The following is a 25788-nucleotide window of genomic DNA, read 5'->3' as shown; positions in this document are numbered from 1 at the left end:
AATGTATAGGCTCAATAGCAAGTTAAAGGAGGTGCCTTTGTTATTATGAAAGGCAAAAACCTGCGGGTTACGGACACTCGCCCCAATATTATTGCCCTGCGTCTTGACGCGTCTTTTTTCTTTGAGAGAGCCGTCCGCTCGCTGGATCGCAATCATTATGACAAGGCATTGAAATATTTTCGCAAGGCTGTGGAATATGAACCGGATAATCCGGTAAATCATTGCAATATGGCGGGTATATTATCTGAGATGGGCGATTACCAGGGCTCGAATGAGGTGCTGGAATCCGTTCTGCAAAATGTCAGTCCGTCGATGACGGAATGCTACTTCTATATGGCGAACAACTATGCCAACATGGAACAGTTCGAGGCGGCCGAGACCGCGCTTGTAACCTATCTGGAGGAAGATGAGGAGGGCCATTTCCTGGAGGAAGCGGAAGACATGATGGAGCTGCTGTATTATGAGCTGAACCGGCCGACCAAGCTGAACCGGATCAAAGCGCGGCAGGGAGCCGTTGAGCACGATCAGGCCCGTCTGCTGCTGGAGGAAGGCAAATTTGCACAGGCTGCAAAGCTGCTGGAGAAAATCTCTGGTGACCAGCCCGATCTGCTGGCGGCACGCAATAACCTGGCGCTTTCCTATTATTATATGGGAATGTTCGAAAAGGCGAAGGGGACCATTCTGCGGGTGCTGCAGGATGATCCAGGCAATCTGCATGCGCTCTGCAACCTGGCTATATTTTATCAGAATGAGGGCGGAGGACCCCATCTTGATGTGCTGCTGGAGAGCCTGGCGGTCATCGTGCCCTTTCAGCAGGACCAGGTATTCAAGCTGGGGACGACGATGGGCATCATGGGCCGCCACGAGGAGGCCTACAAGCACTTCCGCCGGCTGCTGAAGGACAGCGGGAACAAGACGGATGCATCCCTGTATCACTACGCGGCCGTGGCCGCCAGCAATACGGGGAGGTATGAGGAGGCCGAACGGCTGTGGCAGCAAGTCAAGAAGCTCGACCCGGCTTCGGAGACACCGCGGTTTTATCTGTCCCGGCTGCATGAGCTCCGCAGCAGGAGCAAGCCTATGGAGAAGCTCAGCTACCATTATCATCTGCCATTTGATGAGCAATTCAAGCTGTGGGAGAAGTACGGAAGCCGCAATGTGCCGGAGGAAATGAAGAAAGACCCGCTTGTCAGGTCTTCGTTCTTCTGGGCACTCCGCCATGGGGACGATGCCACGAAGTCCCAGGTCATTCAAGCGCTGACGCTCATTGGAGACGAAGAGGTGCGGGAAGCGCTCGGCTTGCTGCTTGCCGATACGACTCAGGCTCCGGCCTTGAGAGAGCAGGCAAGGGCCGCTTTGCAGGATATGGATGCAAGCCGGATGCCTGCGCACGCGCTCGTGTCTGCCGGTCAGCCAGGGGAGCAGCCGTTGGAGCAGAGAACAGCGGCCGCCGATCCGCAGATCCAGGCAGTGCTGGATAAGGCATTTTCCGTGATGGGCAAGCGTTATGACATCGCCCGGCAGAATGATCTGAAAGACCTGTGGTTCGAGTACCTGGACCGGATCAGCCCGGAGGGATTTTCCATTCAGCATGTGGAAGGCTGGGCGGCGGCTCTTGAGTATTTGACAGCCAAAATGCATCACACACGGGCAACCTATAGAGAGATTGCCGACCGATACGGCATTTCGGTATCCACCGTCAGCCGTTACGCTCGCCAGATTGACAGTGTATGCGGGATCAAGCAGAAAATCGCCCAGCGATTCCCTTCTTTTACCGAGAAGGTATAACAAAATATAAATTATGAAGGAGGTACCATCTATGTACAAATCCATTATCATCGGAACAGGCCCTGCAGGATATACAGCAGCGATTTATCTGGCACGTGCCAACATGAATCCGCTTGTCATCGAAGGCATGCAGCCGGGCGGACAGTTGACGACGACGACCGAAATCGAGAACTTCCCCGGATTTCCGGAAGGGATTATGGGACCCGAATTGATGGACAACATGCGCAAGCAGGCTGAACGCTTCGGCGCGGAATTCAAATCCGGCTGGGTAGAGGAAGTGGATTTCAGCAAGCGTCCTTTCAAAATCAAGGTCGAAGGACAAGGTGTGCTGGAAGCTGAATCTGTCATCATCGCGACTGGTGCCTCTGCCAAATATTTAGGTATCCCTGGCGAACAGGACAACGTGGGACGCGGGGTCAGCACCTGTGCAACCTGTGACGGCTTCTTCTTTCGCGGCAAGAAGATCGTGGTTGTCGGCGGCGGCGATTCCGCCATGGAAGAAGCGAGCTTCCTGACACGATTTGCTTCCTCAGTGACACTGGTTCACCGCCGTGAGGAGCTGCGTGCCTCCAAAATCATGCAGGACCGTGCCCGTGATAACGAAAAGATCCAATGGGCGCTGGACCGTACTCCGATTGAAGTCATTGCAGGCGACAACGGAGTAAAAGGCTTGAAGGTGCTCAATAATGAGACCGGCCAGGAGGAATTGATGGAAGCGGACGGCGTATTCGTGGCGATTGGACATACCCCTAACACAGGCTTCCTGGCAGAACAAATTACGACCGATGCCCAGGGTTATATTGAAGTGAAGCCGGGTACAACCGAGACGAATATTCCGGGCGTCTTCGCCTGCGGCGATGTGCAGGATAACCGCTACCGTCAGGCTATTTCTGCGGCAGGCACAGGCTGTATGGCAGCCATGGATGCCGAGAAATTCCTCGAAGGCAGTGAAGTGCATGACTGGAGTGAAACACTTGATAAGTAACCTGTAGAAGCTTGCTCTGCTTTGCAGCGATTGTTTCACCGGGAGCACCCGCACAGCATTTCTTGCGCGGGTGCTTTTTAGCGGAAGACGAGGTAATCGGGGGACACAAAATTTTGCCGGGCACAAGTATTCCTCACACTCCCGGAGCGGCTTCCGCGCCTTGACCGGATGGGGAGGTTCGCTTATAGTTGGATACGAGACTTGCGATATGGAACCATCGTTTGCCGGTGCTGTATTATAGACCGGTAACAACATTATATGTATAGAAAAAGGTGGCTTGTAACATGTCTGAAAGCATCTATATCGGCGTGGATTTGGGCGGTACGACAATCAAAGTCGGCATCTGCAATGTGGAAGGGCAGCTTTTGCATACCTATGAAGGTCCCACCGAGGTGGCTAAGGGTGTGGACTCCGTCTTGGCCAATATCGAGAAGTACGTAAGACTTATTGTGGAGCAATCGCCATTCGGTTGGGAGCAGCTGGAGGGGATTGGCGCCGGTATTGCGGGTTTTCTGAACGTGCGTGATGGAGTTGTCGTGCTTGCGCCGAATATAGGTTTTCGTGATGTGCCGATTCGGGCCCTATTAGAGGAACGGCTGGCGAAGCCGGTCAAAATTGATAACGATGCCAACGTAGCGGCACTGGGCGAAGCCTGGGCCGGAGCAGGCAAGGGTGTGGACAATTGTCTATGCTTCACACTGGGGACTGGTGTAGGCGGCGGCATTATTATTGACGGTAAAATTTATCAGGGCTTCTCTGGCATGGCAGGGGAAGTCGGTCATATCGCCGTTGTGCCTGACCTCGAAGCGATTCAGTGCGGCTGCGGCAAAATGGGCTGTCTGGAGACAGTCTCTTCAGCCACGGGCATTATCCGCATGGCCAACGATGCGGTGGAGCGTGGTGATCGCACGTCCCTTGCAACGGTAGAGAAAATTGCGGCCAAGGGTGTGTTTGACGCGGCCAAGGCCGGGGACGAAGTGGCGTTGCGTATTGTTGCCCGGGCCGCTTTTTATCTGGGTAAAGCCATGGCGACAACTGCTGCGCTCTTAAACCCGGAAATGTTCATTATAGGCGGCGGCGTATCCAAGGCGGGCGACATTCTGTTCGACGAATTGCGGCAGGTGTTCGCCAAGCTGACACCGGAGCCGCTTCAGCGAGGCACGTCCATTGTGCCGGCTACGCTGGGGAATGACGCCGGTATCGTCGGAGCAGCCGGATTGCTTCTGCGGTCCTAGAGCCCGGCTTATCATTTTGGATTACGGGAAGGGGAAAGAAGGAACATGTCGGAGAATAATAACACGGCACCGTCGGTAGGCGCAACGCTGATTATTATTACAGGGATGTCCGGTGCGGGCAAGACAATCGCCGTACAGAGCCTGGAGGATCTCGGTTTCTTTTGCGTTGATAACCTGCCGCCTGTCCTTATTCCCAAATTTGCGGAGCTGATTGAGCAGTCCAACGGCAAAATTGGCAAGGTAGCGCTGGTGATCGATTTGCGTGGCCGGGAATTTTTCACAGCACTCTCGGAATCCTTGAATTATATTAAAGATCATTTTACGATTCACTGTGAAATTCTTTTTCTCGATGCCAATGACAGCGTCCTGGTTCAGCGTTATAAAGAGAGCCGGCGCCGCCACCCCCTTGCCCCGGACGGCATGCCGCTTGACGGCATCCGTATGGAGCGCAAGCTGCTGGAGGATCTCAAAAGTTCGGCGACACAGGTCATCGACACCAGCACGATGAAGCCTTCTGTGCTAAAAAAGCGTATTATATCCAGGTTTTCTCACCTGGAAAGCAGTCTGCTATCCATTAACATCATGTCCTTCGGATTCAAATATGGTATCCCTATTGACGCAGACCTTGTGTTTGATGTGCGTTTTCTGCCGAATCCGCATTATATAGAGACCTTGCGGCCGCATACCGGGATGGACAGCGACGTATATGAGTATGTAATGAAGTGGCCAGAAACCCAGACCTTTCTGACAAAGCTGCTGGATATGTTGCATTTCCTCATCCCGCAGTACCGCAAGGAGGGCAAGAGTCAGGTCATTATCGGTATAGGATGTACCGGAGGCAAGCACCGGTCGGTGGCCATCTCCGAATATCTTGGGAAAATGCTTGGAACGAGTGAAACGGAGGCCGTTGCGGTAAGCCATCGGGACGCGGATCGGGATCGGCATTGATATAGAGGTGAAATTATGAAATTAGCGGGACCACAGCTGGAGCGTCCGCGCATTGTCGTGATGGGCGGGGGAACGGGCTTGTCCGTCATGCTGCGGGGATTAAAGCAGAAGCCGCTGGATATCACGGCGATCGTTACCGTTGCTGACGACGGGGGCAGCTCCGGCATCTTGCGCAGCGAGTTGCAAATGCCCCCGCCTGGTGATATCCGCAACGTACTAACGGCCCTGGCCGATGTTGAGCCACTGATGGCGGATTTGCTCAAATACCGCTTCAGCTCAGGGTCGGGATTGGCGGGCCACAGTCTGGGCAATCTCATTTTGGCGGCCATGACCGATATTTCGGGTGATTTTGTTACTGGTGTTCGTGAGCTGAGCCGTGTATTTGCCGTACGCGGTCGGGTGCTGCCTGCGGCAGGGGAAGCGGTGGTGCTGCATGCGGAAATGGAAGACGGAAGCGTGGTCTCGGGCGAGTCCAAGATCCCGGAAGCCGGTGGCCGCATCAAACGTGTTTTCCTTGAGCCGACTCACGTGGAACCGTTGCCTGAGGCGGTGGAGGCGATCGAGCGGGCTGATGCTATCTTGATAGGACCGGGAAGCTTGTATACGAGCATTCTTCCCAACCTGCTTGTGCCCAAGCTGGCCGAAGCGGTCGTGGCTTCACAGGCGGTCAAGATTTTTATATGCAATGTCATGACTCAGCCGGGGGAAACTGATAATTACAGTGTAGGGGATCACCTGCAGGCTGTTTACGATCATGTAGGTCATCAGCTTTTTGACTACGTGATCGTCAATAACGGGGACATTCCGGCCCAGGTGTTGGATAAATACGCAGAACAGGGCGCCAGGCCGGTTCAGCTGGACCTGGAATCGGTGACCGGACAGGGGTATAAAGTGGTGGCTGATACACTGGTGCTGTTCAGAACATATTTAAGGCATGATGCCGACAGGCTGAGCCAGCACATCTATCAGCTCGTGCAAAACTGGATTTTAAGAAGGAGGTGAGTCCCTTGTCTTTTGCGGCTCAAACGAAAAAAGAGCTGACGATGATTGAAGGCCAGCCTTGCTGTGAGAAGGCCGAATTGTCGGCATTGATCCGGATGCTAGGCTCCGTGCAGGTTTCGAACAAAAAAGTGGTATTGGACATTTCCACTGAAAACGCCGCGATCGCAAGGCGCATTTACTCCTTCATTAAAAAGCATTTTCAAGTGCATACCGAGCTGCTGGTCCGCAAGAAAATGCGGCTCAAGAAAAACAATGTGTACATTGTCCGCATTCCGGACCGGGTTCAAGAGATTTTGAAGGAGCTGTACATCGTCTCGGAGGGCTTTCTGTTTACAGACGGGATTAATCCGGCAATAATCCGGAAAAACTGTTGTAAGCGGGCTTACCTGCGGGGAGCGTTCATGGCCGGGGGCTCGGTGAATAATCCGGAGGGCTCTTCCTATCATCTGGAAATTGCCTCGATGTATGAAGAACACTGCCAGGCACTGGTGGATCTCGCGAATGAGTTTCATTTGAATGCCCGTTGTATTGAACGGAAGAAGGGGTTCATTCTTTACATTAAGGAAGGCGAGAAAATTATTGAGTTCCTGAGCATTATCGGTGCTCATCAGGCTTTGTTCAAGTTTGAGGATGTGCGCATCATGCGTGACATGCGGAACTCGGTCAACCGGATCGTCAACTGTGAAACCGCGAATCTGAACAAGACGATCGGCGCGGCGGTCCGTCAAATCGAAAATATCAAGCTGCTGCAGAAGGAGGTCGGGCTGGATACCCTGCCGGACAAACTTCGCGAAGTGGCTGAAATACGCCTGGCCCACCCGGACATGAATCTGAAAGAGGTCGGAGAGCTGCTGAAGGGCACGGTCAGCAAATCCGGGGTAAACCATCGTCTGCGGAAGATTGATGAGCTGGCTGACAAGGTCCGGGCAGAGCGGGGATTGATCCTGTAGCCCGTCTGACAGGCACGCACGGGGATGGGTGCCTGTTTTTTTTCTAGTTTATGATTCGGGTTGATGGTATAATGTGATAAATAAAATGGAATAAATGTGATTTTAGATTCATTTGTCAATTTACTCATAAAGGGGGAGCCGTTGTTCATGACCAAACATCCGGTAGTTGTACGTTTGAAAACAGGCCTGCATGCAAGACCTGCTGCATTGTTCGTACAGGAAGCCAATAAATATTCCTCAGAAGTGTTTGTGGAAAAGGACGACAAGAAAGTAAATGCCAAGAGCATCATGGGTATTATGAGCCTGGCGATTAGTTCCGGCACAGAAATTTATGTCAGTGCAGAAGGTGCGGATGCAGAACAGGCTGTAAACGCTTTAGTTAGCCTGGTCAGCAAGGAAGAGCTGGAAAACCAGTAAAGTACGGCTGAATTCGTTAAGGAGGTCCCCGGATAGGGGGCCTTTTTTAGATTGTCCTGCAACCTTTTGGCTCTATCTCCGTCTAGAGGGTACAACAATTTTATGAAAAAACTGCCATGAGGAGCGGGTACAAATGAAAATGTGGGCAAAAACAGCGGGCGCGGTGCTGCTGGCGGGAACAGTGTTTGTTGGCGGTTTTGGCGGATTGGGCTTTGGGAACTATAGTGGAACCGTATATGCTGATGCTGCCAACGTGGTCCGTAATGTCATCAGTGTAAATGGCGAAGGTGAAATTTCAGTAAGTCCGGATATCGCCTACCTGTCCATCGGTGTACAGACGCAGGGGAAGACGGCAGTCGCCGCCCAGAAAGAGAATGCACAGATCATGGACAAAGTGAACAGTCTGCTCAAGACAACCTGGGGTATTAACGCAAAGGATATCAAGACAACCCAGTTTTCGGTTCAGCCAGATTACGCCTACAGCGAACAAGAGGGTCAGAAGCTAAAAGGTTATACAGCTTATCATACGCTGAACGTGGCTTATCGTGATTTGTCCAAGATTGGACAGCTGCTTGACGCAGCGGCAAGTGCCGGCGCCAACAACATTGACGGTGTCCGGTTTACGGTAGAGAATCCGGAGAAGTATGAAGAAGAAGTGATTGCCAAAGCGCTCGCCAACGCGCAGATGAAAGCGGGTGCGGTGGCTAAAGCGGCCAAGCGCCAATTGGGCAGCCTGCTTAATGTATCGTTGGAGAATGCCCAGCCGCCCGTTTTTTATCAGGAGGCTGCTGTGGCCAAGGCTGCAGACTCTGCAGGCGCCAACACTGCGGTAGAGCCAGGGGAAATTAAGCTCAATACCCAGTTAAGTGCCCAGTATGAAATGAACTGATTACACGAAAGTGATCAATGAGCCGGAAATGAGTCAGGATTGTAACCCAGCCTGTAACATTTTCCGGCTCAAAGTATTTTAATATATCACTCAGATGGTTTTTTCATCCCGCGACTTGCGTCAAGGATCAGAGGAGGATATTAACAAATGAATATTCACACAAAACGATTGGGTACAGTAATGCTTGCGGCCGCTCTGGTCACCGGTGGCGTTACTGCTGCTTTTTCCGAACTGCACGCAGCTGGTGGTGCAGCCCAAACCGTTCAGCAAACTCAGGTAACCTTGAAATGGAACGGCAAGACCCTGCAAACGAAAGGGCTCATGATCAAAGGGCAGACCCTGATTCCTGTAGCGGCTCTCAGGGATGACCTGAAGCTGCCTGTGTCATATAATACGTCCGAGAAATCTTATACGATCGGTGCCGGCTATAACAAGCTGAAAATTACAACAGGGTACGATGAGCTGTACGTCAATGTAAACGGGGTGCACACGTATGATATGCAGGCCCGGATGGTCAGCAACCGGCTCTATGTTCCTATCGGTCACCTGAAGGCTTACCTCGGCATTGACGCTGCCTGGAACGCAGCCGCCAAGACGGTCAGCATGACCAAAAGCCAGCTGAATTCCGTCTCCATCAAAACGGTAAGCCTGTCTCGGGAAAAATCGGATACGATGAACTTCGATCTGAAATACCCTCAGCTTACAGGCAGCCAGGCAGGTGTTGATAAAATCAATGCCGTGCTGAAGCAGCATGAAGAAAAGGTGCTGGCAGAGATCAAGAAGCAAATCAAAGAGATCGGAGAAGCTACCGCGGACCGACCTTATCAATTTGAAAGCAATTATGCCGTGATCTACAACAGGGGAGGTTATATCAGCCTGATTGTGGAGGACTACTCCTATTTTGGCGGCGCTCACGGCTCCACGACCCGCACAGGGTATACGTTCTCGCTGGCAGACGGCAAGCAGCTTGGACTGGGCGATGTGTTGAAGGCCAACCCGGATTACAAGAAAACGCTGAACAACAAGCTGCTCAAACAAGTGCCGGCATCCAACGGATATTTGGGAGACTTTAAGGGGCTTTCGGATCAGCCGGGTTTCTACGTCACTGGCACAGGCATCGTCATCTTCTTCCAACAGTACGAGTACACAGCTTATGCGGCAGGTATTCCGGAGTTCCCTTTTGCTTTCACGGAGCTTCTTCCTGCTGGGGCCAAGCCGCTCGGAAAGTAATCATCCAGGAGAAAAGAAAAATCCGTCCCGCGTTCCTGCATCAGGAACATGGGGCGGATTTTTTTGCAAATGGGACTTAAAAGACTTGTGTTACGGGTCAGACTCCTGGTGTTGGAGTGCTGGAAATCACTTGATCGATCAGGCCGTATTCTTTGGCTTCGTCAGCTGACATGAAGTAGTCACGGTCGGTATCCTTCTCGATACGGTCCAGCGGCTGGCCGGTACGCTCGGCGAGGATGCGGTTCAGCTTATCCCGCATTTTCAGGATACGGCGTGCACGGATTTCGATATCTGTCGCTTGACCTTGAGCGCCGCCCAAAGGCTGATGAATCATAACCTCACTGTTTGGCAGGGCGAAGCGCTTGCCTTTGGCGCCTGCGTTCAGCAGGAATGCGCCCATGGAAGCGGCCATCCCCACACAGATGGTGGATACGTCGGGTTTGATAAACTGCATCGTATCGAAAATCGCCATGCCGGCTGTGATGGAACCGCCGGGGCTGTTGATGTAGAGGTGGATGTCTTTTTCCGGATCTTCCGCAGACAGAAACAGCATTTGCGCGATAATGGAGTTGGCGACCACGTCATTTACGTCAGACCCGAGGAAAATGATGCGATCCTTCAGCAATCTGGAGTAAATGTCATAGGCTCTCTCACCGCGGTTGGTTTGTTCAACGACCATAGGAATGTAGCTCACGTAAAACCCTCCCTTAAATATGTGCTAGGATACGTACTACCTGATACAGGTAAAGTCTCCATAATAAACTGTTACCGTATTAACCACATCATAAACAATTTCGAGTAAAAAGTCAAAGAAAGTCAAACTATCGGTGAAAAAAAAGAGCCCTCAGCGCTCTCGTTGGTTAAACACTTATATATAACATCAATAAAAATGGCGCGCCCGCGAGGAATCGAACCTCGATCTCAGGCTCCGGAGGCCTACGTCATATCCGTTGGACCACGGGCGCATATTTAACATTCCTTTGAAATAGGACACAAAAATGATTATATGTGACTCTGGGGCAAAATGCAAGTTTTTATTTCAGTGGTCTGACGAAAGGCTTTTATGTTAATAATGGATGCTAAAACGCTGCGCATAATCGGTTGGAGGAGTGAGAAATATAGGTTCTGACACTTGCATGTGAGGTTGGAATTGGTTAAAATGAATGTGGGACTTAAAAAGTTAACCCGGGACATTTTGAGGCCAGCATAAAGCAACATAAATGTATATGAACCAGTAGGAAGTCTGCGGGAGTGGAAAGCATGCGAAATATATTAGAAATTCAGAAGCAGCTTCTGCCAGATCTCACGGATGTATTGAAGAAAAGGTATACCATCCTGCATCAGATCATGCTGTCAGACGTCATCGGACGCAGAACGCTTGCGGCTTCATTGCATATGACCGAACGTGTGCTGCGAGCCGAAACCGATCTTTTGAAAGCCCAGGGCCTTATAGAGATTGAGAGTATTGGTATGCGGGTGAGCGAAGCCGGCAGGGAGCTGCTGGAACAGCTTGAACCCATTGCCAAAGAGCTGTTTGGATTGTCTTTGCTTGAAGATCAAATCCGTCAGGCATATAACCTGCGCAAGGTAATCGTCGTGCCGGGTGATTCGGATACGTCGCCGATGACCAAGCGGGAATTGGGCCGGGCGGGAGCCAAGGCGCTGCTGAGCGTCATGGGGGATGAGGACGTTGTGGCCGTGACCGGAGGAACCACCATTGCCGATGTCGCGGAGCATCTGACGACACCGCCGGGCGGACCGCTGAAGGGCGGATGGTTTGTGCCGGCTCGTGGGGGCTTGGGCGAAAGCCTGGAAATGCAAGCCAACTCCATTGTTTCCAAGATGGCTGGCAACGTAGGGGCACAGTACAGACTGCTGCATGTACCGGATTTGTTGAGCCAGGAAGCCTATGAATCGCTTGTCCAGGATCATATGATTCAGGAAATTGTAGAGACGATCCGCAAGAGCCGGATTATCATCCACGGGATTGGTAATGCCATGGCAATGGCGAAAAGGCGCAGGCTTGACCCGGATACGGTGGCGGAGATCCAGGCTGAGGGAGCGGTAGCTGAATCTTTTGGCTACTACTTTAACGAACAGGGTGTAGTTGTACACCGGATGCTCACCATTGGGCTGCGTCTCGAGGACATTAAGCGGACGGAAATCGTGCTCGGCATCGCCGGGGGGGCAAGCAAGGCGGCGGCGATTCAGGCCGTGCTGCGGTTCGGACAGGAAGATATTCTGGTCACCGACGAAGCGGCAGCGGAGATTATCGCGCGCAATTGCTGATTTCTTTCACGGAGATATTTTAAATATTGTTGTCTTGACGGGCTTTACCGCCTGTCTTGAATAAATAAAAACATACAAAACTTGGGAGGAACTTACTCATGGTTAAAGTAGGTATTAACGGTTTTGGACGTATCGGCAGACTGGCTTTCCGTCGTATTCAAAATGTGGAAGGCATTGAAGTAGTAGCAATCAACGACTTGACTGATGCCAAAATGCTGGCTCATTTGCTGAAATATGATACAACGCAAGGACGTTTCGACGGAGACGTTGAAGTACATGACGGCTTCTTCAAAGTAAACGGCAAAGAAGTTAAGGTTCTGGCTAACCGCAACCCTGAAGAACTGCCTTGGGGCGAGCTGGGCGTTGACATCGTGCTGGAGTGCACAGGCTTCTTCACAACTAAAGAAGCAGCTGAAAAGCACCTGAAAGGCGGCGCTAAGAAAGTTGTAATCTCCGCGCCAGCTACAGGCGACATGAAAACGATCGTGTACAACGTAAACCATGACACACTGGACGGTACTGAAACTGTAATCTCCGGTGCTTCCTGCACAACCAACTGCCTGGCTCCTATGGCTAAAACATTGAACGACAAGTTCGGTGTTGTGGAAGGTCTGATGACTACAATCCACGCTTACACAGGCGACCAAAATACACTTGACGCTCCGCATGCGAAAGGCGACTTCCGTCGTGCACGCGCTGCTGCTGAGAACATCATCCCTAACACAACTGGTGCTGCTAAAGCAATCGGTCTGGTTATCCCTGAACTGCAAGGCAAATTGGACGGTGCTGCACAGCGCGTTCCGGTTGCAACTGGCTCCCTGACTGAGCTGGTAACCGTTCTGGAGAAAAACGTAACTGTAGACGAAGTTAACGCAGCAATGAAAGCAGCTTCCGATCCGGAAACTTACGGATACACAGAAGATGAAATCGTATCTTCCGATATCAAAGGTATGACTTTCGGATCCCTGTTTGATGCAACTCAAACCAAAGTGCTGACTGTTGGCGACAAACAACTGGTTAAAACTGTAGCTTGGTACGACAACGAAATGTCCTACACAGCTCAGTTGGTTCGTACCCTGGAGCACTTCGCGAAGCTGGCTAAGTAATAACGGCTTGGCGTTATGCAACCACATAGAGCGGAAACAGACTATTGTTTCCGCTCTTTATATATGACTTCCTTGTAGTGAGAGTTCAAAAAGTCAGGTTTTCAGCACCGAGAAGGTTGGATGAAGCTAGGGACTGAGGAGCGGAGCGTACTAGGGGTACGTGAGCACCGGAAGGCCCGGCTGAATTCAAGATTCGATGTCGAGTCCGCTTCCTGATTTACTTCGTGATCAAAAGATGACTTTTTGAACAACCTCTTGTAGTGCACATCATCAAATCCCTGGTGCGGAGGAGTATGGATATGAACAAGAAAAGCGTTCGCGATGTAGAAGTAAGCGGCAAAAAAGTGTTTGTCCGCGTAGATTTCAACGTTCCTGTGGAAGACGGCAAAATTACCGACGACAAGCGTATCCGTGAAACCTTGCCAACGATTAACTACCTGATCGAAAAAGGTGCTAAAATTATTTTGGCAAGCCATTTCGGACGCCCCAAAGGTGAAGTGGTTGAATCCATGCGCTTGACACCTGTGGCGGCACGCCTGTCCGAGCTGCTGGGCAGACCTGTAGCCAAGGCTGATGAGGCTGTTGGTGAAGCGGTGAAAGCACAAGTGGCGGAGCTGCAAAACGGTGACGTACTGTTGCTCGAAAACGTCCGCTTTTATCCAGGCGAAGAGAAAAACGATCCTGAACTGGCGAAGCAATTTGCCGAGCTGGCGGACCTGTTCGTCAACGACGCATTCGGTGCCGCACATCGTGCGCATGCTTCCACGGAAGGCATTGCACATCAGCTGCCGGCCGTATCCGGCCTGCTGATGGAGAGAGAATTGTCCGTCCTGGGCAAAGCGCTGTCCAATCCGGATCGTCCGTTCACGGCCATTATTGGCGGTTCCAAGGTTAAAGACAAAATTGACGTGATCGACAACCTGATCAGCCTTGCAGACAACATCATCATTGGTGGCGGTTTGACTTACACGTTCCTGAAAGCACAAGGCCACGAAATCGGCAAGTCCCTGCTGGACGATTCCAAGCTGGACGTATCCCTTGGCTTTATCGAGAAAGCAAAAAGCTTGGGTAAAAATTTCTACCTGCCGGTGGATATCGTGGTATCCGATGATTTCAGCGCTGATGCGAATACGCAAATCGTTGATATCGACGGAATCCCTGCCGATTGGGAAGGCGTGGACATCGGTCCGAAAACCCGTGCTATTTATGCAGATGTTATCAAAAACTCCAAGCTGGTCGTTTGGAACGGGCCAATGGGCGTATTCGAAATCGAGCCATTCTCGAATGGTACCCGTGAAGTAGCGGAAGCTTGCGCGGCAACCGAAGGCTACACCATCATCGGTGGCGGCGATTCCGCGGCTGCAGCCGAGAAATTCGGTCTGGCTGATAAAATGGATCACATCTCCACAGGCGGTGGCGCTTCCCTTGAGTTCATGGAAGGCAAGGCGCTTCCGGGCGTTGTGGCATTGAACGATAAGTAACTAGCAGGGAGCTGAAAAAAGTGAGAACACCGATTATTGCAGGCAACTGGAAAATGTTCAAAACGGTTCCTGAAGCAACAGACTTCATTCAGAACGTAAAAGGCAAAGCCGAAGTGGAAGGTGTGGAGAGCGTGATCTGCGCGCCATTCACGAATCTGCCTGCTCTGGTGGAAGCTGTAAAAGGAACCTCCATCAAAATCGGAGCACAAAACCTTCACTTCGCTGAAGACGGTGCTTATACGGGCGAAATCAGCGGCCGCATGTTGAAGGATCTGGGCGTGGACTACGTCATTATCGGACACTCCGAGCGCCGTCAATATTTCGCGGAAACGGATGAAACGGTGAACAAGAAAGTTCACGCCGCCTTCCGCAACGATCTGATTCCAATCGTATGTGTCGGTGAGAAGCTGGAAGAGCGTGAAGCCGGACAGACGAAGGAAGTTTGCAAAGTGCAGACAGAGGCGGCTTTTGCCGGGCTTGCCAAGGATCAGGCAGCACAGGTTGTCGTGGCTTACGAGCCAATCTGGGCGATCGGAACAGGCAAGTCCTCCACGGCGCAGGATGCCAATGAGGTTATTGCCTACATTCGTACGCTGATTACAGAACTGTATGACGAGAGCACGGCTAATGCGGTTCGTATCCAATACGGCGGCAGCGTAAAACCCGAAAATGTAGCAGAATACATGGGTCAAAGCGACATCGACGGCGCACTGGTCGGCGGGGCAAGCCTGCAGCCGGAATCCTATATCGCGCTTGTTGAGGGGGCGAAGTAACATGACTGCACCAAGACCGGTTGCATTAATTATTATGGACGGATTCGGACTTCGCGACACTGTGGAAGGCAATGCCGTTGCACAGGCCAACAAGCCGAACTACGACAAATACTTAAGCATTTACCCGCACACGACGCTGACAGCGTCCGGTGAAGCGGTTGGACTGCCGGAAGGACAAATGGGCAACTCGGAGGTAGGACACCTGAACATTGGCGCAGGGCGGATTGTGTATCAGGATCTGACCAGAATCTCCAAGTCCATCCGGGAGGGCGAGTTCTTCGATAACGAAACGTTGGTTGAGGCGGTTCGTAACGCGAAGAACAACAACAAGAAGCTGCATCTGTACGGACTGCTGTCCGATGGTGGCGTGCACAGCCATATTGATCATCTGTTCGCCATGATCGACCTGGCGAAGAAAGAGGATTTGCACGAAGTTTATATTCATGCATTTATGGATGGACGCGACGTCATGCCTGACAGCGGCGTTGGTTTCATGGAGAAGCTGATTGCCAAGATTCAGGAAAGCGGCATTGGCAAAATAGCGACCGTACAAGGCCGCTATTATGCAATGGACCGCGACAAGCGTTGGGAACGGGTTGAGAAATCTTACCGTGCCATCGTGTACGGAGATGGTCCGAAATATACGGATCCAATGCAGGCCCTGCGTGAATCGTATGAGAAGTCCGTATTTGACGAGTTTGTGGAACCGACCGTGATTACCCAGGCAAACGGCAGCCCGGTAGGACTGGTGGAGAGCGGGGATTCCGTTGTGTTCCTGAACTTCCGTCCTGACCGTGCCATCCAACTGTCTCAAGTATTCACCAACGCGGATTTCCGCGGATTTGACAGAGGACCGAAATTCCCGGAAAATTTGCATTTCGTATGTCTGACTTTGTTCAGCGAAACGGTGAACGGTTTTGTGGCTTACGAACCGAAGAATCTGGACAATACGTTCGGTGAAGTGCTTGTACAGCATAACAAGAAGCAACTGCGTATTGCCGAAACCGAAAAGTACCCGCACGTGACGTTCTTTTTCAGCGGCGGCCGTGATGTCGAGCTTCCTGGCGAGACACGGGTTCTGATTAATTCGCCTAAAGTTGCTACCTATGACCTGCAGCCGGAAATGAGCGCTTATGAAGTGGCGGACGCTTGCGTGAAGGAAATCGAGTCCGACAAGCATGATGCGATTATCCTGAACTTTGCGAACCCGGACATGGTGGGACACTCCGGTAAAATGGAGCCTACGATTAAAGCGGTAGAAGTGACGGATGAGTGCGTTGGACGTGTAGTGGACGCTGTGAAGGCCAAAGGTGGTACTGTGGTTATCATTGCCGACCACGGCAATGCAGATATGGAAATCGATGAGCAGGGACGTCCTTTCACCGCTCACACGACCAACCCGGTTCCGTTCATCGTGACTGATGAAAACCTGGTGCTGCGCGAAGGCGGTATCCTGGCTGACGTGGCTCCCACGCTGCTGGACCTGATGGGTCTGCCGTTGCCTAAGGAAATGACTGGAACGTCCATGATTGCAGGACGTAAATAAGATGTGCTAATTTAGAAATAGAATAAACATACCAAAAGGAGATCTGTACAATGACTATTATTTCTGACGTGTACGCTCGCGAAGTCCTTGACTCCCGCGGCAACCCGACTGTAGAAGTTGAAGTATATCTGGAATCCGGTGCGATGGGACGCGCAATCGTTCCTTCCGGCGCTTCCACAGGTGCGCATGAAGCTGTAGAGCTGCGCGATAACGATAAAGACCGTTACCTCGGCAAAGGTGTTCTGCAAGCCGTTAAAAACGTAAACGAAGTGATCGCACCGGAAGTCATCGGTCTGGACGCTGTAAATCAGCTCGAAATCGACAAAAAGATGATCGCTCTGGACGGCACGCCTAACAAAGGCAAGCTGGGCGCAAACGCGATTCTGGCGGTATCCATGGCTGTAGCCCGCGCTGCTGCAGACGCTCTTGGTCTGCCTCTGTATGTATACCTCGGCGGATTCAACGCGAAACAACTGCCTGTGCCAATGATGAACATCGTGAACGGCGGCGCCCATGCCGACAACAACGTTGACGTGCAAGAATTCATGGTCCTGCCAGTAGGCGCTCCAAGCTTCAAGGAAGCGCTGCGTATGGGTGCGGAAATCTTCCACAACCTGAAATCCGTTCTGAAAGGAAAAGGCCTGAACACCGCAGTTGGCGACGAAGGCGGCTTTGCTCCTAACTTCACATCCAACGAAGATGCGCTGTCCTCTATTATCGAAGCGATTGAAAAAGCAGGGTACAAGCCAGGCGAAGACGTTCTGCTCGGCATGGACGTAGCTTCCACAGAGTTCTACAAGGACGGCAAGTACACACTGGAAGGCGAAGGAAAATCCTTCACTTCTGCTGAGTTCGTTGATCTGCTGGCTTCCTGGGTTGAGAAATACCCGATCGTTACGATCGAAGACGGCTGCGCAGAAGACGATTGGGAAGGCTGGAAGCTGCTTACTGAGAAGCTGGGCAACAAAATCCAGCTGGTTGGTGACGACCTGTTCGTAACCAACACCGAGCGTCTGAACAAAGGCATCGAAGAAGGCATCGGCAACTCCATTCTGATCAAGGTGAACCAAATCGGTACCCTGACTGAAACGTTCGATGCGATCGAAATGGCGAAACGCGCCGGTTACACAGCGGTAATATCCCACCGTTCCGGTGAGTCCGAAGACAGCACGATCGCTGATATCGCGGTTGCAACGAACGCTGGTCAAATCAAAACCGGTGCTCCTTCCCGTACGGATCGTATCGCGAAATACAACCAGCTGCTTCGTATCGAAGACGATCTCGGCGAGCTGGCTCAATACAACGGCTTGAAGTCCTTTTACAACCTGAAGAAATAATTGTCTGATTCGGCAGTAAACGCAAAACAGGGTATTCCCCGCCATATGGCCGGGAATACCCTGTTTTTTTGAAAAATGACTGTCTTTCGAGGGCTAGTGAAGGCGTTTTCCATTCAAAGTCCGGCCGGTTAAATCCGCGCGTTTGAGCCGCAGTGCAGCATATATAAAACATGGCAAAGAAATATTATGGGTTGTGATACTTTCATGCTTTGTGCCGGGCTAAGCCTGTTGGAGATTTTGGGAAGTTTGGTTGTGTTAAACGAAGGGATGTGATAGAATAAAAATGCTGTTTATGAAACGTGAACTCTTCATTTTAATGTATAAAAGTGATGCTCAGGCTTAGGAGGTGGAATACATGGAACTGTTTTTGAAAATTGTGCTCGTTGTATTGTCCATTGCTGTGGTTGCGGTTGTATTGTTGCAAAAAGGTAAGAGTGCGGGGTTGTCCGGTGCCATCTCCGGCGGAGCGGAGCATCTGTTTGGCAAAACCAAAGCGCGCGGGATGGATCTGATCCTGCAGCGTGTTACAGCCGGGCTTGGAGCGGCGTTTATGATCGTCGCCATTCTGGTTGCCGTCCTGGTGAGCTAATACGAACACTTAAGCCTTCGTTTCAACCGAAACGGGGGCTTTTTAAATATTCAAACGGCAGTGACCGAGATACATAATAAGCGATATTCTAATATAGGAAATTCATACTTACACTGGAGCGGGGATGCCGGAGATTGAATCTGTGTATACTAGGGTATGAGTATACTAGGACTGGTCATATCCTGACCGGATGAGGCGCCTGCACTCATGGACGTATTGCAGGAACAGATCAGAGATAAATGGGTCGAAAATTAAAGGTCACCCGAGGTGGACAAAATGATAACAGAAGAACAAATACTTGAATTTATGCGGGATGCCGCATACAAGCCGATGACTTACCAGGAACTGGAGAAGCATTTCGGGATTGACAGTGCGGCGGATTTCAGGGAATTCCTCAAGCTGCTGAACGCTTTGGAGGAAAGCGGCAAGCTTTTGCTCAACAGCGGCAACCGCTACGGCGTTCCGGAGCGAATGAATCTGGTGCGCGGACGCCTGCAGGCTCACGCGAAGGGTTTTGCTTTTCTCATTCCTGAGGACAGGGACCATCCTGACGTCTATATTCATGCCAATGATCTCAAGGGGTCGATGAACGGCGATACCGTGCTCGTCCGTGTGACCTCCAGAGGACCTGCAGGCGGACGTCTGGAAGGTGAAGTGGTACGGATCGTTGAGCGTGGTATTCTGCAGGTGGTTGGCGTGTTCCAGAGCCATGAAGTGTACGGTTTCGTGATTCCTGATGACAAACGGATTAATCGGGATATTTTTATTCCTCAACCCAGCTTTAATGGAGCGGTCAATGGACAGAAGGTCGTTGTGAAAATTGTGAATTACCCCGAGGGCCGTACGGCTGCGGAAGGTGAGATCATTGAAATTCTTGGTCATAAGGACGACCCGGGTGTGGATATTCTGTCCATTATCCGCAAGCATCAGCTTCCGGAGTCTTTCCCGGAAGAGGTTATGGGGGAAGCGGAGGCGGCTCCCGATTCCATTACGGAGGATGAGATCATCCGCCAGGGGAGACGGGATTTGCGCGACAAAACGATCGTGACGATCGACGGTGAAGACGCAAAGGACCTTGACGATGCTGTCAATGTAGAGCGTCTGCCAAACGGAAACTACCTGCTCGGTGTTCATATTGCTGATGTAGGGTATTATGTGCGCGAAAACTCCAAGCTTGATCAGGAGGCATATAACCGCGGCTGCAGCGTGTATCTGGTGGATCGGGTCATTCCGATGCTTCCACACCGTTTGTCCAACGGGATCTGCTCCCTGAACCCGCAGGTAGACCGGCTCACGATGTCGTGTGAAATGGAATTCGATTCGAATATGAAGGTCGTACGGCATGATATTTTTACAAGCGTGATCAAGACGAAGGAACGGATGACCTACAAAAACGTTCGCAAAATCCTTGACGAAGAGGAACCGGAGCTGCTGGAGCGGTACAAGGACCTGGTGGATACCTTCAAGCTGATGAAAGAGCTGGCCATGAAGCTGCGCAGCCACCGGATGAACCGGGGCGCGGTGGATTTTGACTTTGACGAAGCCAAAGTTATCGTGGATGAGGAAGGCAAGGCCGTCGATATTGTTAAAAGAGAACGTAGCGTAGCCGAGCAGATTATCGAGGAGTTCATGCTGGCGGCGAATGAGACGGTGGCGGAGCATTTTCACTGGCTGAAGGTGCCGTTTATTTATCGGATTCACGAGGACCCGGATCAGGAAAAGCTGCAGAACTTTATGGCATTTGCCGCCAATTTCGGCTTTCAGATTAAAGGCCGCGGCAATTCAATTCACCCGCGCGCGCTGCAGACATTGCTGGAGGATATTCAGGGCACGAAGGAGCAAACCGTGCTGAGCACGATGATGCTGCGTTCGATGAAGCAGGCGAAATATGATGCGGAGTCCACGGGCCATTTCGGGCTGGCTGCAGAATATTATTCGCATTTTACGTCACCGATCCGGCGTTATCCCGATCTGGTCATTCACCGTGTCATTCGGGAGGTGCTGGAAAGCGGTGGCACGCTTTCGCCGGAGCGGCAGGAATACCTTGCTTCCCGTATGCAGGATATTGCGCAGCAGTCCTCCGAGCGTGAGCGGGTTGCGGTGGATGCCGAACGGGATGTAGAGCAGATGAAGAAAGCGGAATACATGCTGGATAAGGTCGGGGAAGAATTCGACGGCATGATCAGCAGTGTTACCAGCTTCGGTATGTTCATCGAGCTGGAAAATACGGTGGAGGGTCTCATCCGGATGGGCGGCCTGACGGACGACTATTATCACTTCGATGAGGCCCACATGGCTCTGATCGGGGAGCGTACCTCCCGCGTATTCCGCATTGGCGATGAAGTGAAGGTGCGAGTAGCGCGTGTCAACATGGATGAGCACACCATCGACTTCGAGCTGGTGGACATGAAGCCGCGCAGCGAGCGCGGACGGCCTGACTGGGCAGGCGGCGGCTTCGGACGGCCAGGTGGACGTGGCAAGGGCGGCGGCGGTCGAGGCAAGGGAGACGGTCGTGGCGGTGCAGTCGCCGCTGAAGGAAGCCGCTCCGGAGGCAAAGGTAAGCGGAGCGGTAATGGAGGCGGTCGCGATGGTGCGGCTGCAGCGTCGGAAGTGGGTCGTTCCGGCGGCAATGGAGGCGGAAAAGGCAAGCGGAGCGGCGACAGAGGCCGCTCCGAACGGGGCGCTGCTTCGGCTCCGGCGGTCAGTTTCGGGTTCGGTAGCGGCAAGGGCGGCTACAACTCGCCTGCAGGTGGCAACGGCGGCAGTGGAAGCCGCCGCAAGAAGACATCGGCGAGCGGCGTCTTCATCGGCGAGTCGGCGACGCCGGGCAATGATGCCGGCAGTCCGGTGCGCCGCAAGCGGAAGAAGTCCAAAGGCGGCAGTGGCGGAAATGCGACGGCAACCTTTGTCCGTAAGAAGAAAAAATAAACGGACAGACAATCTATAGACGATTTATACGTAAGCACGGCAGAACGACCTGCATGTGGGCCGTCCGTTACCTCAGAGGCCACGGACGGCGCCTCGGATATCCTTGCTTTTGCCGAGCCGCTTTTGCTACAATTAATATCTGGCCGCGCTATTTTGGTTAAAGGAACATCAATTTATTGAGGGAGTGATCGTCATGGGGAAAAAAGCCGACGGGAAAGTACTCGCCCAGAACAAGAAAGCTTCCCATGATTATTTTATCGAGGACACCTATGAGGCGGGCATGGTGCTGACGGGAACGGAGATTAAGTCCATCCGCAACGGGCGTTCCAATATTAGCGACGCTTTCGCAACCATCCGCAACGGAGAAATTCATATTCATAACATGCACATCAGTCCGTTCGAACAGGGCAACCGGCATAATCCCGATGATCCGACCCGCACGCGCAAGCTGCTGCTGCATAAGGAGCAGATCAACAAGCTGCTGGGTTTGTCGAAGCAGGATGGCTATGCGATCGTCCCGCTGAAAATTTATGTCCGCAACGGTTACGCGAAGCTGCTGCTTGGCCTTGGTAAAGGCAAGAAGCAATACGACAAGCGAGACTCGGCAGCCAAACGGGATGCCCAGCGTGACATCCAGCGTGCGCTGCGCGAGAAGCAGAAGGTGGCACGTTAAGCGGATTTGGATGTACAGGTACAAGTTGCTTGCGCAGGTTCAGATGAACTGGGTTGGGGTATTTTATATACGCTCAGTATAGCAGAACGTATATATTTTAAGGCTGATATATGGTATAATGACGGAGTAGTGTTCTTATGAGCACCGCACCTTGATGCTTCTGAGCATCCTTCCTTTTTATGGAGGGGGAGGATGTGGAATAGATCATTGCTTATGCCCGGCATTGCCGGATCTAATCCAGGAGCCCTTTTATAATGAGGGGGCGTTTATGGATTCGACGGGGATAGTTCGAGCATGAGTAGCGGGTAGTGGGGACGCGTCCGCTTCATCAACGCTAAAGCCTATTAAACGGCAAACAAACAACTAACTACGCTGTAGCAGCTTAATAACCTGCACACGTGCTCTCGCTCTGTATCGCCCATGTACCGGGATGAGGGCTCAACTTTAGTGGGATACGCTGTCTAGTCTCCGCCTGCGGCTAGCTGAAGAAGACAACCAGGCTGACCCGAAGGGAATCCGGTAACAGGGAGTCTCTAGGGTGACATCAAAACTGTTACTACACCCGTAGAAGCTTATGTGGCGTTATCTTCGGACAGGGGTTCGACTCCCCTCGCCTCCATACGTAGTAAGTCAAAGGCCATCGACCAGTCATCTGGTTGGTGGCTCTTTATGATATAATAAGCGTAATTATAAAGATGGAGGGATTCAAGATGCTTTCAAATCGAGAACAGCTCCAAGAAATTCTTAAAAAAGCTAACCAACATGCACGCAAGCAAGCCAAAGAATCAGGTGCATCAATATATTATATAAAAAATAATAAACGTATACGAGAAGACGCAGAAGGGAATAAATTCGAGATCGTTTTTGATGCAACCGGCAACCGACGGGAGCTAGAATATAATGAATGATACCCGACCCATTATGACGGTTTTTGCGGGTACCAATGGGGCTGGCAAAAGCACAATTAGCTTGCAGATGAGAGAATGGCTAGGTGAGCTAGTTGACCCAGACCAGATCGCACGAGAATTAAAGCCTGATGATCCAAGAGGTGCCGATTTGTCAGCAGGACGGGAAGCAGTAAAAAGAATTCGTTCTCTCATCAAGGGAAGCCACCCCTTTGCTATTGAAACGACATTATCAGGTACATTTGTTTTGAAGCATATGCAAATTGCCAAAGAAGCCGGATATAAGATTGTCATGTATTATATCGGCCTCCAAGATGTCCAAATGCATATAGATCGTGTAGCTTCTCGTGTCGAGCAAGGTGGACATTGGATTGCTGAAGAGGATATTCGTTTTCGATATGGTCAGTCGTTACAAAATCTTAAACCTGCTTTAGCCATCGCAGAACAGGTTACCATCATTGATAATACATACGAGCCTTCGATTGTTGCTGAAATCATAAATGGTAATTTGCTTTATTGTGTGGAGTCAATACCTGATTGGTCCAGAACTGTGCTTGTAAGGTACAGATGATTAATTAGTTGCCATCAAAACTGTTACTACACCCGTAGAAGCTTATGTGGCGTTATCTTCGGACAGGGGTTCGACTCCCCTCGCCTCCATTTGTTAAATCCACAACCGAATCTGGTTGTGGATTTTGCTGTGCGCCACGCATGGCGATTACCTAGGCGGTGAAAGTCCGCTGTGGGGGCTGGTAGTGGCCAACCACTAGCCAAGGGCAAGGGTGTCCATCGCGAGGTGGAATCTGAAGGAAGCCGGAGGCAAACTTCTGACCTGAGGAACACGAACATCATCAGGCACGGGACATGGGATGAGCTTGCAGCACAAAGCGAAGTCCAATACACTACACGGACATGCCAGTGTAAATGGTGCGGGTACATGGAAGGAAAGGGAATCGTCTTACCGTGGGAGGTCTCATGGACGTGAGGAGATGGATTTCGAATCACGGTTGAAACAAGATTTATCATGAGAAGTCAGCAGAAGCCATAGTACCTCATGCAGCCAGGCGGCAAGAGGGAAGGGCCGAACCTTAGGAGGTGTGAGTCAATGAAAGATATCAAAACAGGAACGAAGTGCAGCCAACCTCGAAAAGAGGGCTCGAGGCAGAAGGTACATGCGGAACATGGAGAATATGCGAGAGCGTACAATTCTGCAAGGATATCTGAAACCGACAGCACCGACGCAATCGAGTCGAGGGATGAATTACTTGAGGAAATGGTGAGCAGAGACAACATGAACAAAGCGTTCAAACGAGTCAAAGCAAACAAAGGATCTCACGGGATCGACGGGATGGGAGTAGATGAACTTCTACAATACCTCCGAGAGAACGGAGAAACCATCAAGCAATGCATTCTGGATGGAACGTACCGTCCGAAACCCGTTCGAAGGGTAGAGATACCGAAGGAGAACGGGAAGAAAAGGAATCTGGGGATTCCCACGGTGGTGGATCGAGTGATCCAGCAAGCGATTGCTCAAGTCCTTACACCGATTTACGAGAAGCAGTTTTCGGAGAGCAGTTTCGGATTCCGGCCCAAGAGAAGCGCCCACGATGCCATTCGGAAAAGCCAGAGAACCATCCAGGAAGGGTACAAGTATGTCGTCGATATGGATTTGGAGAAATACTTCGACACCGTGAATCAAAGCAAGCTGGTGGAGGTATTATCCCGAACCATAAAAGACGGACGGTTCATCTCGCTCATCCATAAGTACCTGAAAGCCGGTGTAGTTGTGAAGCACCGCTTCGCGGACACGGAAATCGGTGTACCACAGGGGGGAAACCTGAGTCCGATCCTCAGCAACATCATGCTGAATGAACTGGACAAGGAACTAGAGAACCGGGGGCATCGATTCGTGCGCTATGCGGACGACAGTGCGCCACGAATGCGCGGCGCGTAAGAGCCAAGCAATGCTGAACAAGAGATGAGGGCGGGCCCCTCGGAGCCGCTGTGCAGGCGGAGGCTCCAAACCACCTTAAGCTGCTGCGGACAAAAGCCGTGGTGGTGAGCGTTAAGGAAAAGGCAGAGCGAGACTCTGTCAGGTGAGTGCTACGGAGACGAACACAAGTCAATGGCTGATAAAGTGTCGAAAGCGTAGGGATGTCATCAAAACCAGGAGGGAGTCGTTGGCCTGGGATGAGTCTGGAGGAAACCTGTTTACTGTCCAGATGGTGACCGGCATGAAGGCGGCGTGAACGCAGCACAGGCTCTTGATCGGAACGTGGGAACCTACGACTCCGATGATAATGGAAAAATCCAAGCGGAAATCCCGCAAGGATGAAAGTACAGATGCGGAGTATAGGGGCGGAATAGCCCGTAGTAGCGATGAACCCACTGAAAAGGTGGCGGAGCGAAGGGGCTGTGTTATCCCGTTTTGGAAATGCGTCAACCGCAAAAGTGGGAGGAACAAATGGACAAAACAAAGCCGTATGAAATCTCAAGGCACATGGTTTGGGAAGCGTATAAGCTGGTCAAGGCGAACAATGGAGCGGCCGGAGTCGACGACGAGTCGATTCAGGAGTTTGAAGCCAACCTGAAAGACAACCTCTATAAAATCTGGAACCGGATGTCCTCGGGCAGCTACTTCCCCCCGCCAGTCAAAGCGGTAGAAATACCGAAGAAGAATGGTGGAGTGAGGATTCTGGGCGTACCTACAGTATCTG

General features: G+C 51.6%; 22 protein-coding genes, 1 tRNA gene, 1 other RNA gene and 1 pseudogene. 23 read left to right on the top strand and 2 right to left on the bottom strand.

Translation table 11 applies throughout. The features are described from left to right. Positions 1-45: 45 nt before the first annotated feature. The 9 genes from ACE41H_RS23115 (at position 46) to ACE41H_RS23075 (ending at position 9444) form a co-directional block, all read left to right on the top strand. Complete coding sequence (locus tag ACE41H_RS23115; protein ID WP_375357924.1) at positions 46-1788, top strand: tetratricopeptide repeat protein; 1743 nt, start codon at positions 46-48, stop codon at positions 1786-1788. Positions 1789-1819: 31 nt separating this feature from the next. Next, positions 1820-2773 carry a thioredoxin-disulfide reductase gene (gene trxB, locus ACE41H_RS23110; RefSeq protein ID WP_375357923.1) on the top strand — a complete coding sequence of 318 codons (954 nt, stop codon included), beginning with the start codon at positions 1820-1822 and terminating at the stop codon, positions 2771-2773. A 284-nt stretch (positions 2774-3057) separates the two neighbouring features. Next, entirely contained in the window at positions 3058-4008 is a 951-nt protein-coding gene (locus tag ACE41H_RS23105; protein WP_375357922.1) for an ROK family glucokinase, read from the top strand. A gap of 45 nt (positions 4009-4053) precedes the next feature. Further along, a complete protein-coding gene (gene rapZ, locus ACE41H_RS23100; protein ID WP_375357921.1) occupies positions 4054-4956 on the top strand; it encodes an RNase adapter RapZ in 903 nt (300 codons plus the stop codon). A gap of 15 nt (positions 4957-4971) precedes the next feature. Next, the gene (gene mgfK / locus ACE41H_RS23095; RefSeq protein ID WP_375357920.1) at positions 4972-5958 is read left to right on the top strand and encodes a gluconeogenesis morphogenetic factor MgfK; all 987 of its coding nucleotides are present in this window, start codon (positions 4972-4974) and stop codon (positions 5956-5958) included. Between the two features lie 5 nt (positions 5959-5963). Continuing rightward, complete coding sequence (gene whiA / locus ACE41H_RS23090) at positions 5964-6908, top strand: DNA-binding protein WhiA (RefSeq protein WP_375357919.1); 945 nt, start codon at positions 5964-5966, stop codon at positions 6906-6908. A 147-nt stretch (positions 6909-7055) separates the two neighbouring features. Further along, positions 7056-7325 carry an HPr family phosphocarrier protein gene (locus tag ACE41H_RS23085; protein WP_305757081.1) on the top strand — a complete coding sequence of 90 codons (270 nt, stop codon included), beginning with the start codon at positions 7056-7058 and terminating at the stop codon, positions 7323-7325. Between the two features lie 133 nt (positions 7326-7458). Next, positions 7459-8214, top strand: coding sequence for an SIMPL domain-containing protein (locus tag ACE41H_RS23080; RefSeq protein WP_375357918.1), 756 nt, complete (start codon positions 7459-7461; stop codon positions 8212-8214). A gap of 147 nt (positions 8215-8361) precedes the next feature. Next, on the top strand, positions 8362-9444 hold the full coding sequence (locus ACE41H_RS23075; RefSeq protein ID WP_375357917.1) for a PdaC/SigV domain-containing protein: 1083 nt from the start codon (positions 8362-8364) through the stop codon (positions 9442-9444). A gap of 97 nt (positions 9445-9541) precedes the next feature. On the opposite strand, the gene clpP is transcribed toward ACE41H_RS23075, so the two are convergent. Then, the gene (gene clpP, locus ACE41H_RS23070; RefSeq protein ID WP_375357916.1) at positions 9542-10138 is read right to left on the bottom strand and encodes an ATP-dependent Clp endopeptidase proteolytic subunit ClpP; all 597 of its coding nucleotides are present in this window, start codon (positions 10136-10138) and stop codon (positions 9542-9544) included. Positions 10139-10334: 196 nt separating this feature from the next. Further along, positions 10335-10409, bottom strand: a tRNA-Arg gene (locus ACE41H_RS23065). A gap of 295 nt (positions 10410-10704) precedes the next feature. Between ACE41H_RS23065 and ACE41H_RS23060 the strand changes: the two genes are divergently transcribed. The 14 genes and pseudogenes from ACE41H_RS23060 to ACE41H_RS22995 all read left to right on the top strand — a co-directional run. Next, positions 10705-11733 carry a sugar-binding transcriptional regulator gene (locus ACE41H_RS23060; RefSeq protein WP_375357915.1) on the top strand — a complete coding sequence of 343 codons (1029 nt, stop codon included), beginning with the start codon at positions 10705-10707 and terminating at the stop codon, positions 11731-11733. 98 nt (positions 11734-11831) lie between these two features. After that, entirely contained in the window at positions 11832-12839 is a 1008-nt protein-coding gene (gap, locus tag ACE41H_RS23055; protein WP_375357913.1) for a type I glyceraldehyde-3-phosphate dehydrogenase, read from the top strand. 299 nt (positions 12840-13138) lie between these two features. Then, complete coding sequence (locus tag ACE41H_RS23050; RefSeq protein WP_375357912.1) at positions 13139-14320, top strand: phosphoglycerate kinase; 1182 nt, start codon at positions 13139-13141, stop codon at positions 14318-14320. Between the two features lie 20 nt (positions 14321-14340). Continuing rightward, positions 14341-15093, top strand: a complete 753-nt coding sequence (gene tpiA / locus ACE41H_RS23045; RefSeq protein ID WP_375357911.1) for a triose-phosphate isomerase — start codon at positions 14341-14343, stop codon at positions 15091-15093. Between the two features lies 1 nt (position 15094). Then, the gene (gene gpmI / locus ACE41H_RS23040) at positions 15095-16639 is read left to right on the top strand and encodes a 2,3-bisphosphoglycerate-independent phosphoglycerate mutase (RefSeq protein ID WP_375357910.1); all 1545 of its coding nucleotides are present in this window, start codon (positions 15095-15097) and stop codon (positions 16637-16639) included. Positions 16640-16689: 50 nt separating this feature from the next. Continuing rightward, a complete protein-coding gene (eno, locus tag ACE41H_RS23035) occupies positions 16690-17976 on the top strand; it encodes a phosphopyruvate hydratase (protein ID WP_375357909.1) in 1287 nt (428 codons plus the stop codon). A gap of 355 nt (positions 17977-18331) precedes the next feature. Then, positions 18332-18565 carry a preprotein translocase subunit SecG gene (gene secG, locus ACE41H_RS23030; RefSeq protein WP_375357908.1) on the top strand — a complete coding sequence of 78 codons (234 nt, stop codon included), beginning with the start codon at positions 18332-18334 and terminating at the stop codon, positions 18563-18565. A gap of 276 nt (positions 18566-18841) precedes the next feature. Then, positions 18842-21493, top strand: a complete 2652-nt coding sequence (gene rnr, locus ACE41H_RS23025) for a ribonuclease R (protein ID WP_375357907.1) — start codon at positions 18842-18844, stop codon at positions 21491-21493. Between the two features lie 193 nt (positions 21494-21686). Next, the gene (gene smpB, locus ACE41H_RS23020) at positions 21687-22166 is read left to right on the top strand and encodes an SsrA-binding protein SmpB (protein ID WP_375357906.1); all 480 of its coding nucleotides are present in this window, start codon (positions 21687-21689) and stop codon (positions 22164-22166) included. Positions 22167-22424: 258 nt separating this feature from the next. Beyond that, positions 22425-22788: a transfer-messenger RNA gene (ssrA, locus tag ACE41H_RS23015) on the top strand. Positions 22789-22876: 88 nt separating this feature from the next. After that, positions 22877-23074, top strand: a complete 198-nt coding sequence (locus ACE41H_RS23010) for an MDR/zinc-dependent alcohol dehydrogenase-like family protein (RefSeq protein WP_236420363.1) — start codon at positions 22877-22879, stop codon at positions 23072-23074. Then, on the top strand, positions 23067-23642 hold the full coding sequence (locus ACE41H_RS23005) for an ATPase (RefSeq protein ID WP_375357905.1): 576 nt from the start codon (positions 23067-23069) through the stop codon (positions 23640-23642). The genes ACE41H_RS23010 and ACE41H_RS23005 overlap by 8 nt, the downstream gene beginning before the upstream one ends. Positions 23643-24176: 534 nt before the next feature. Next, the gene (gene ltrA, locus ACE41H_RS23000) at positions 24177-25025 is read left to right on the top strand and encodes a group II intron reverse transcriptase/maturase (protein WP_375357904.1); all 849 of its coding nucleotides are present in this window, start codon (positions 24177-24179) and stop codon (positions 25023-25025) included. Between the two features lie 510 nt (positions 25026-25535). Beyond that, positions 25536-25788: pseudogene (locus ACE41H_RS22995) on the top strand (group II intron reverse transcriptase/maturase); the annotation flags it as partial.

Source organism: Paenibacillus enshidis, assembly GCF_042136365.1.
Taxonomy (GTDB): Bacteria; Bacillota; Bacilli; order Paenibacillales; family Paenibacillaceae; genus Paenibacillus; species Paenibacillus enshidis.
Note: the sequence above shows the minus strand (reverse complement) of the source record. Positions and strands in the feature narration are given on the sequence as shown.

Excerpts from the sequence above, each read along its gene's own strand:
- ACE41H_RS23085 (WP_305757081.1), top strand. The coding sequence starts at position 7,056 with ATGACCAAACATCCGGTAGTTGTACGTTTGAAAACAGGCCTGCATGCA.
- ACE41H_RS23115 (WP_375357924.1), top strand. The coding sequence starts at position 46 with ATGAAAGGCAAAAACCTGCGGGTTACGGACACTCGCCCCAATATTATT.
- ACE41H_RS23010 (WP_236420363.1), top strand. The coding sequence starts at position 22,877 with ATGCTTTCAAATCGAGAACAGCTCCAAGAAATTCTTAAAAAAGCTAAC.
- ltrA (WP_375357904.1), top strand. The coding sequence starts at position 24,177 with ATGAAAGATATCAAAACAGGAACGAAGTGCAGCCAACCTCGAAAAGAG.
- trxB (WP_375357923.1), top strand. The coding sequence starts at position 1,820 with ATGTACAAATCCATTATCATCGGAACAGGCCCTGCAGGATATACAGCA.
- gpmI (WP_375357910.1), top strand. The coding sequence starts at position 15,095 with ATGACTGCACCAAGACCGGTTGCATTAATTATTATGGACGGATTCGGA.
- mgfK (WP_375357920.1), top strand. The coding sequence starts at position 4,972 with ATGAAATTAGCGGGACCACAGCTGGAGCGTCCGCGCATTGTCGTGATG.
- rapZ (WP_375357921.1), top strand. The coding sequence starts at position 4,054 with ATGTCGGAGAATAATAACACGGCACCGTCGGTAGGCGCAACGCTGATT.
- gap (WP_375357913.1), top strand. The coding sequence starts at position 11,832 with ATGGTTAAAGTAGGTATTAACGGTTTTGGACGTATCGGCAGACTGGCT.
- secG (WP_375357908.1), top strand. The coding sequence starts at position 18,332 with ATGGAACTGTTTTTGAAAATTGTGCTCGTTGTATTGTCCATTGCTGTG.
- smpB (WP_375357906.1), top strand. The coding sequence starts at position 21,687 with ATGGGGAAAAAAGCCGACGGGAAAGTACTCGCCCAGAACAAGAAAGCT.
- ACE41H_RS23050 (WP_375357912.1), top strand. The coding sequence starts at position 13,139 with ATGAACAAGAAAAGCGTTCGCGATGTAGAAGTAAGCGGCAAAAAAGTG.
- rnr (WP_375357907.1), top strand. The coding sequence starts at position 18,842 with ATGATAACAGAAGAACAAATACTTGAATTTATGCGGGATGCCGCATAC.
- ACE41H_RS23060 (WP_375357915.1), top strand. The coding sequence starts at position 10,705 with ATGCGAAATATATTAGAAATTCAGAAGCAGCTTCTGCCAGATCTCACG.
- ACE41H_RS23105 (WP_375357922.1), top strand. The coding sequence starts at position 3,058 with ATGTCTGAAAGCATCTATATCGGCGTGGATTTGGGCGGTACGACAATC.
- ACE41H_RS23080 (WP_375357918.1), top strand. The coding sequence starts at position 7,459 with ATGAAAATGTGGGCAAAAACAGCGGGCGCGGTGCTGCTGGCGGGAACA.
- ACE41H_RS23075 (WP_375357917.1), top strand. The coding sequence starts at position 8,362 with ATGAATATTCACACAAAACGATTGGGTACAGTAATGCTTGCGGCCGCT.
- ACE41H_RS23005 (WP_375357905.1), top strand. The coding sequence starts at position 23,067 with ATGAATGATACCCGACCCATTATGACGGTTTTTGCGGGTACCAATGGG.
- eno (WP_375357909.1), top strand. The coding sequence starts at position 16,690 with ATGACTATTATTTCTGACGTGTACGCTCGCGAAGTCCTTGACTCCCGC.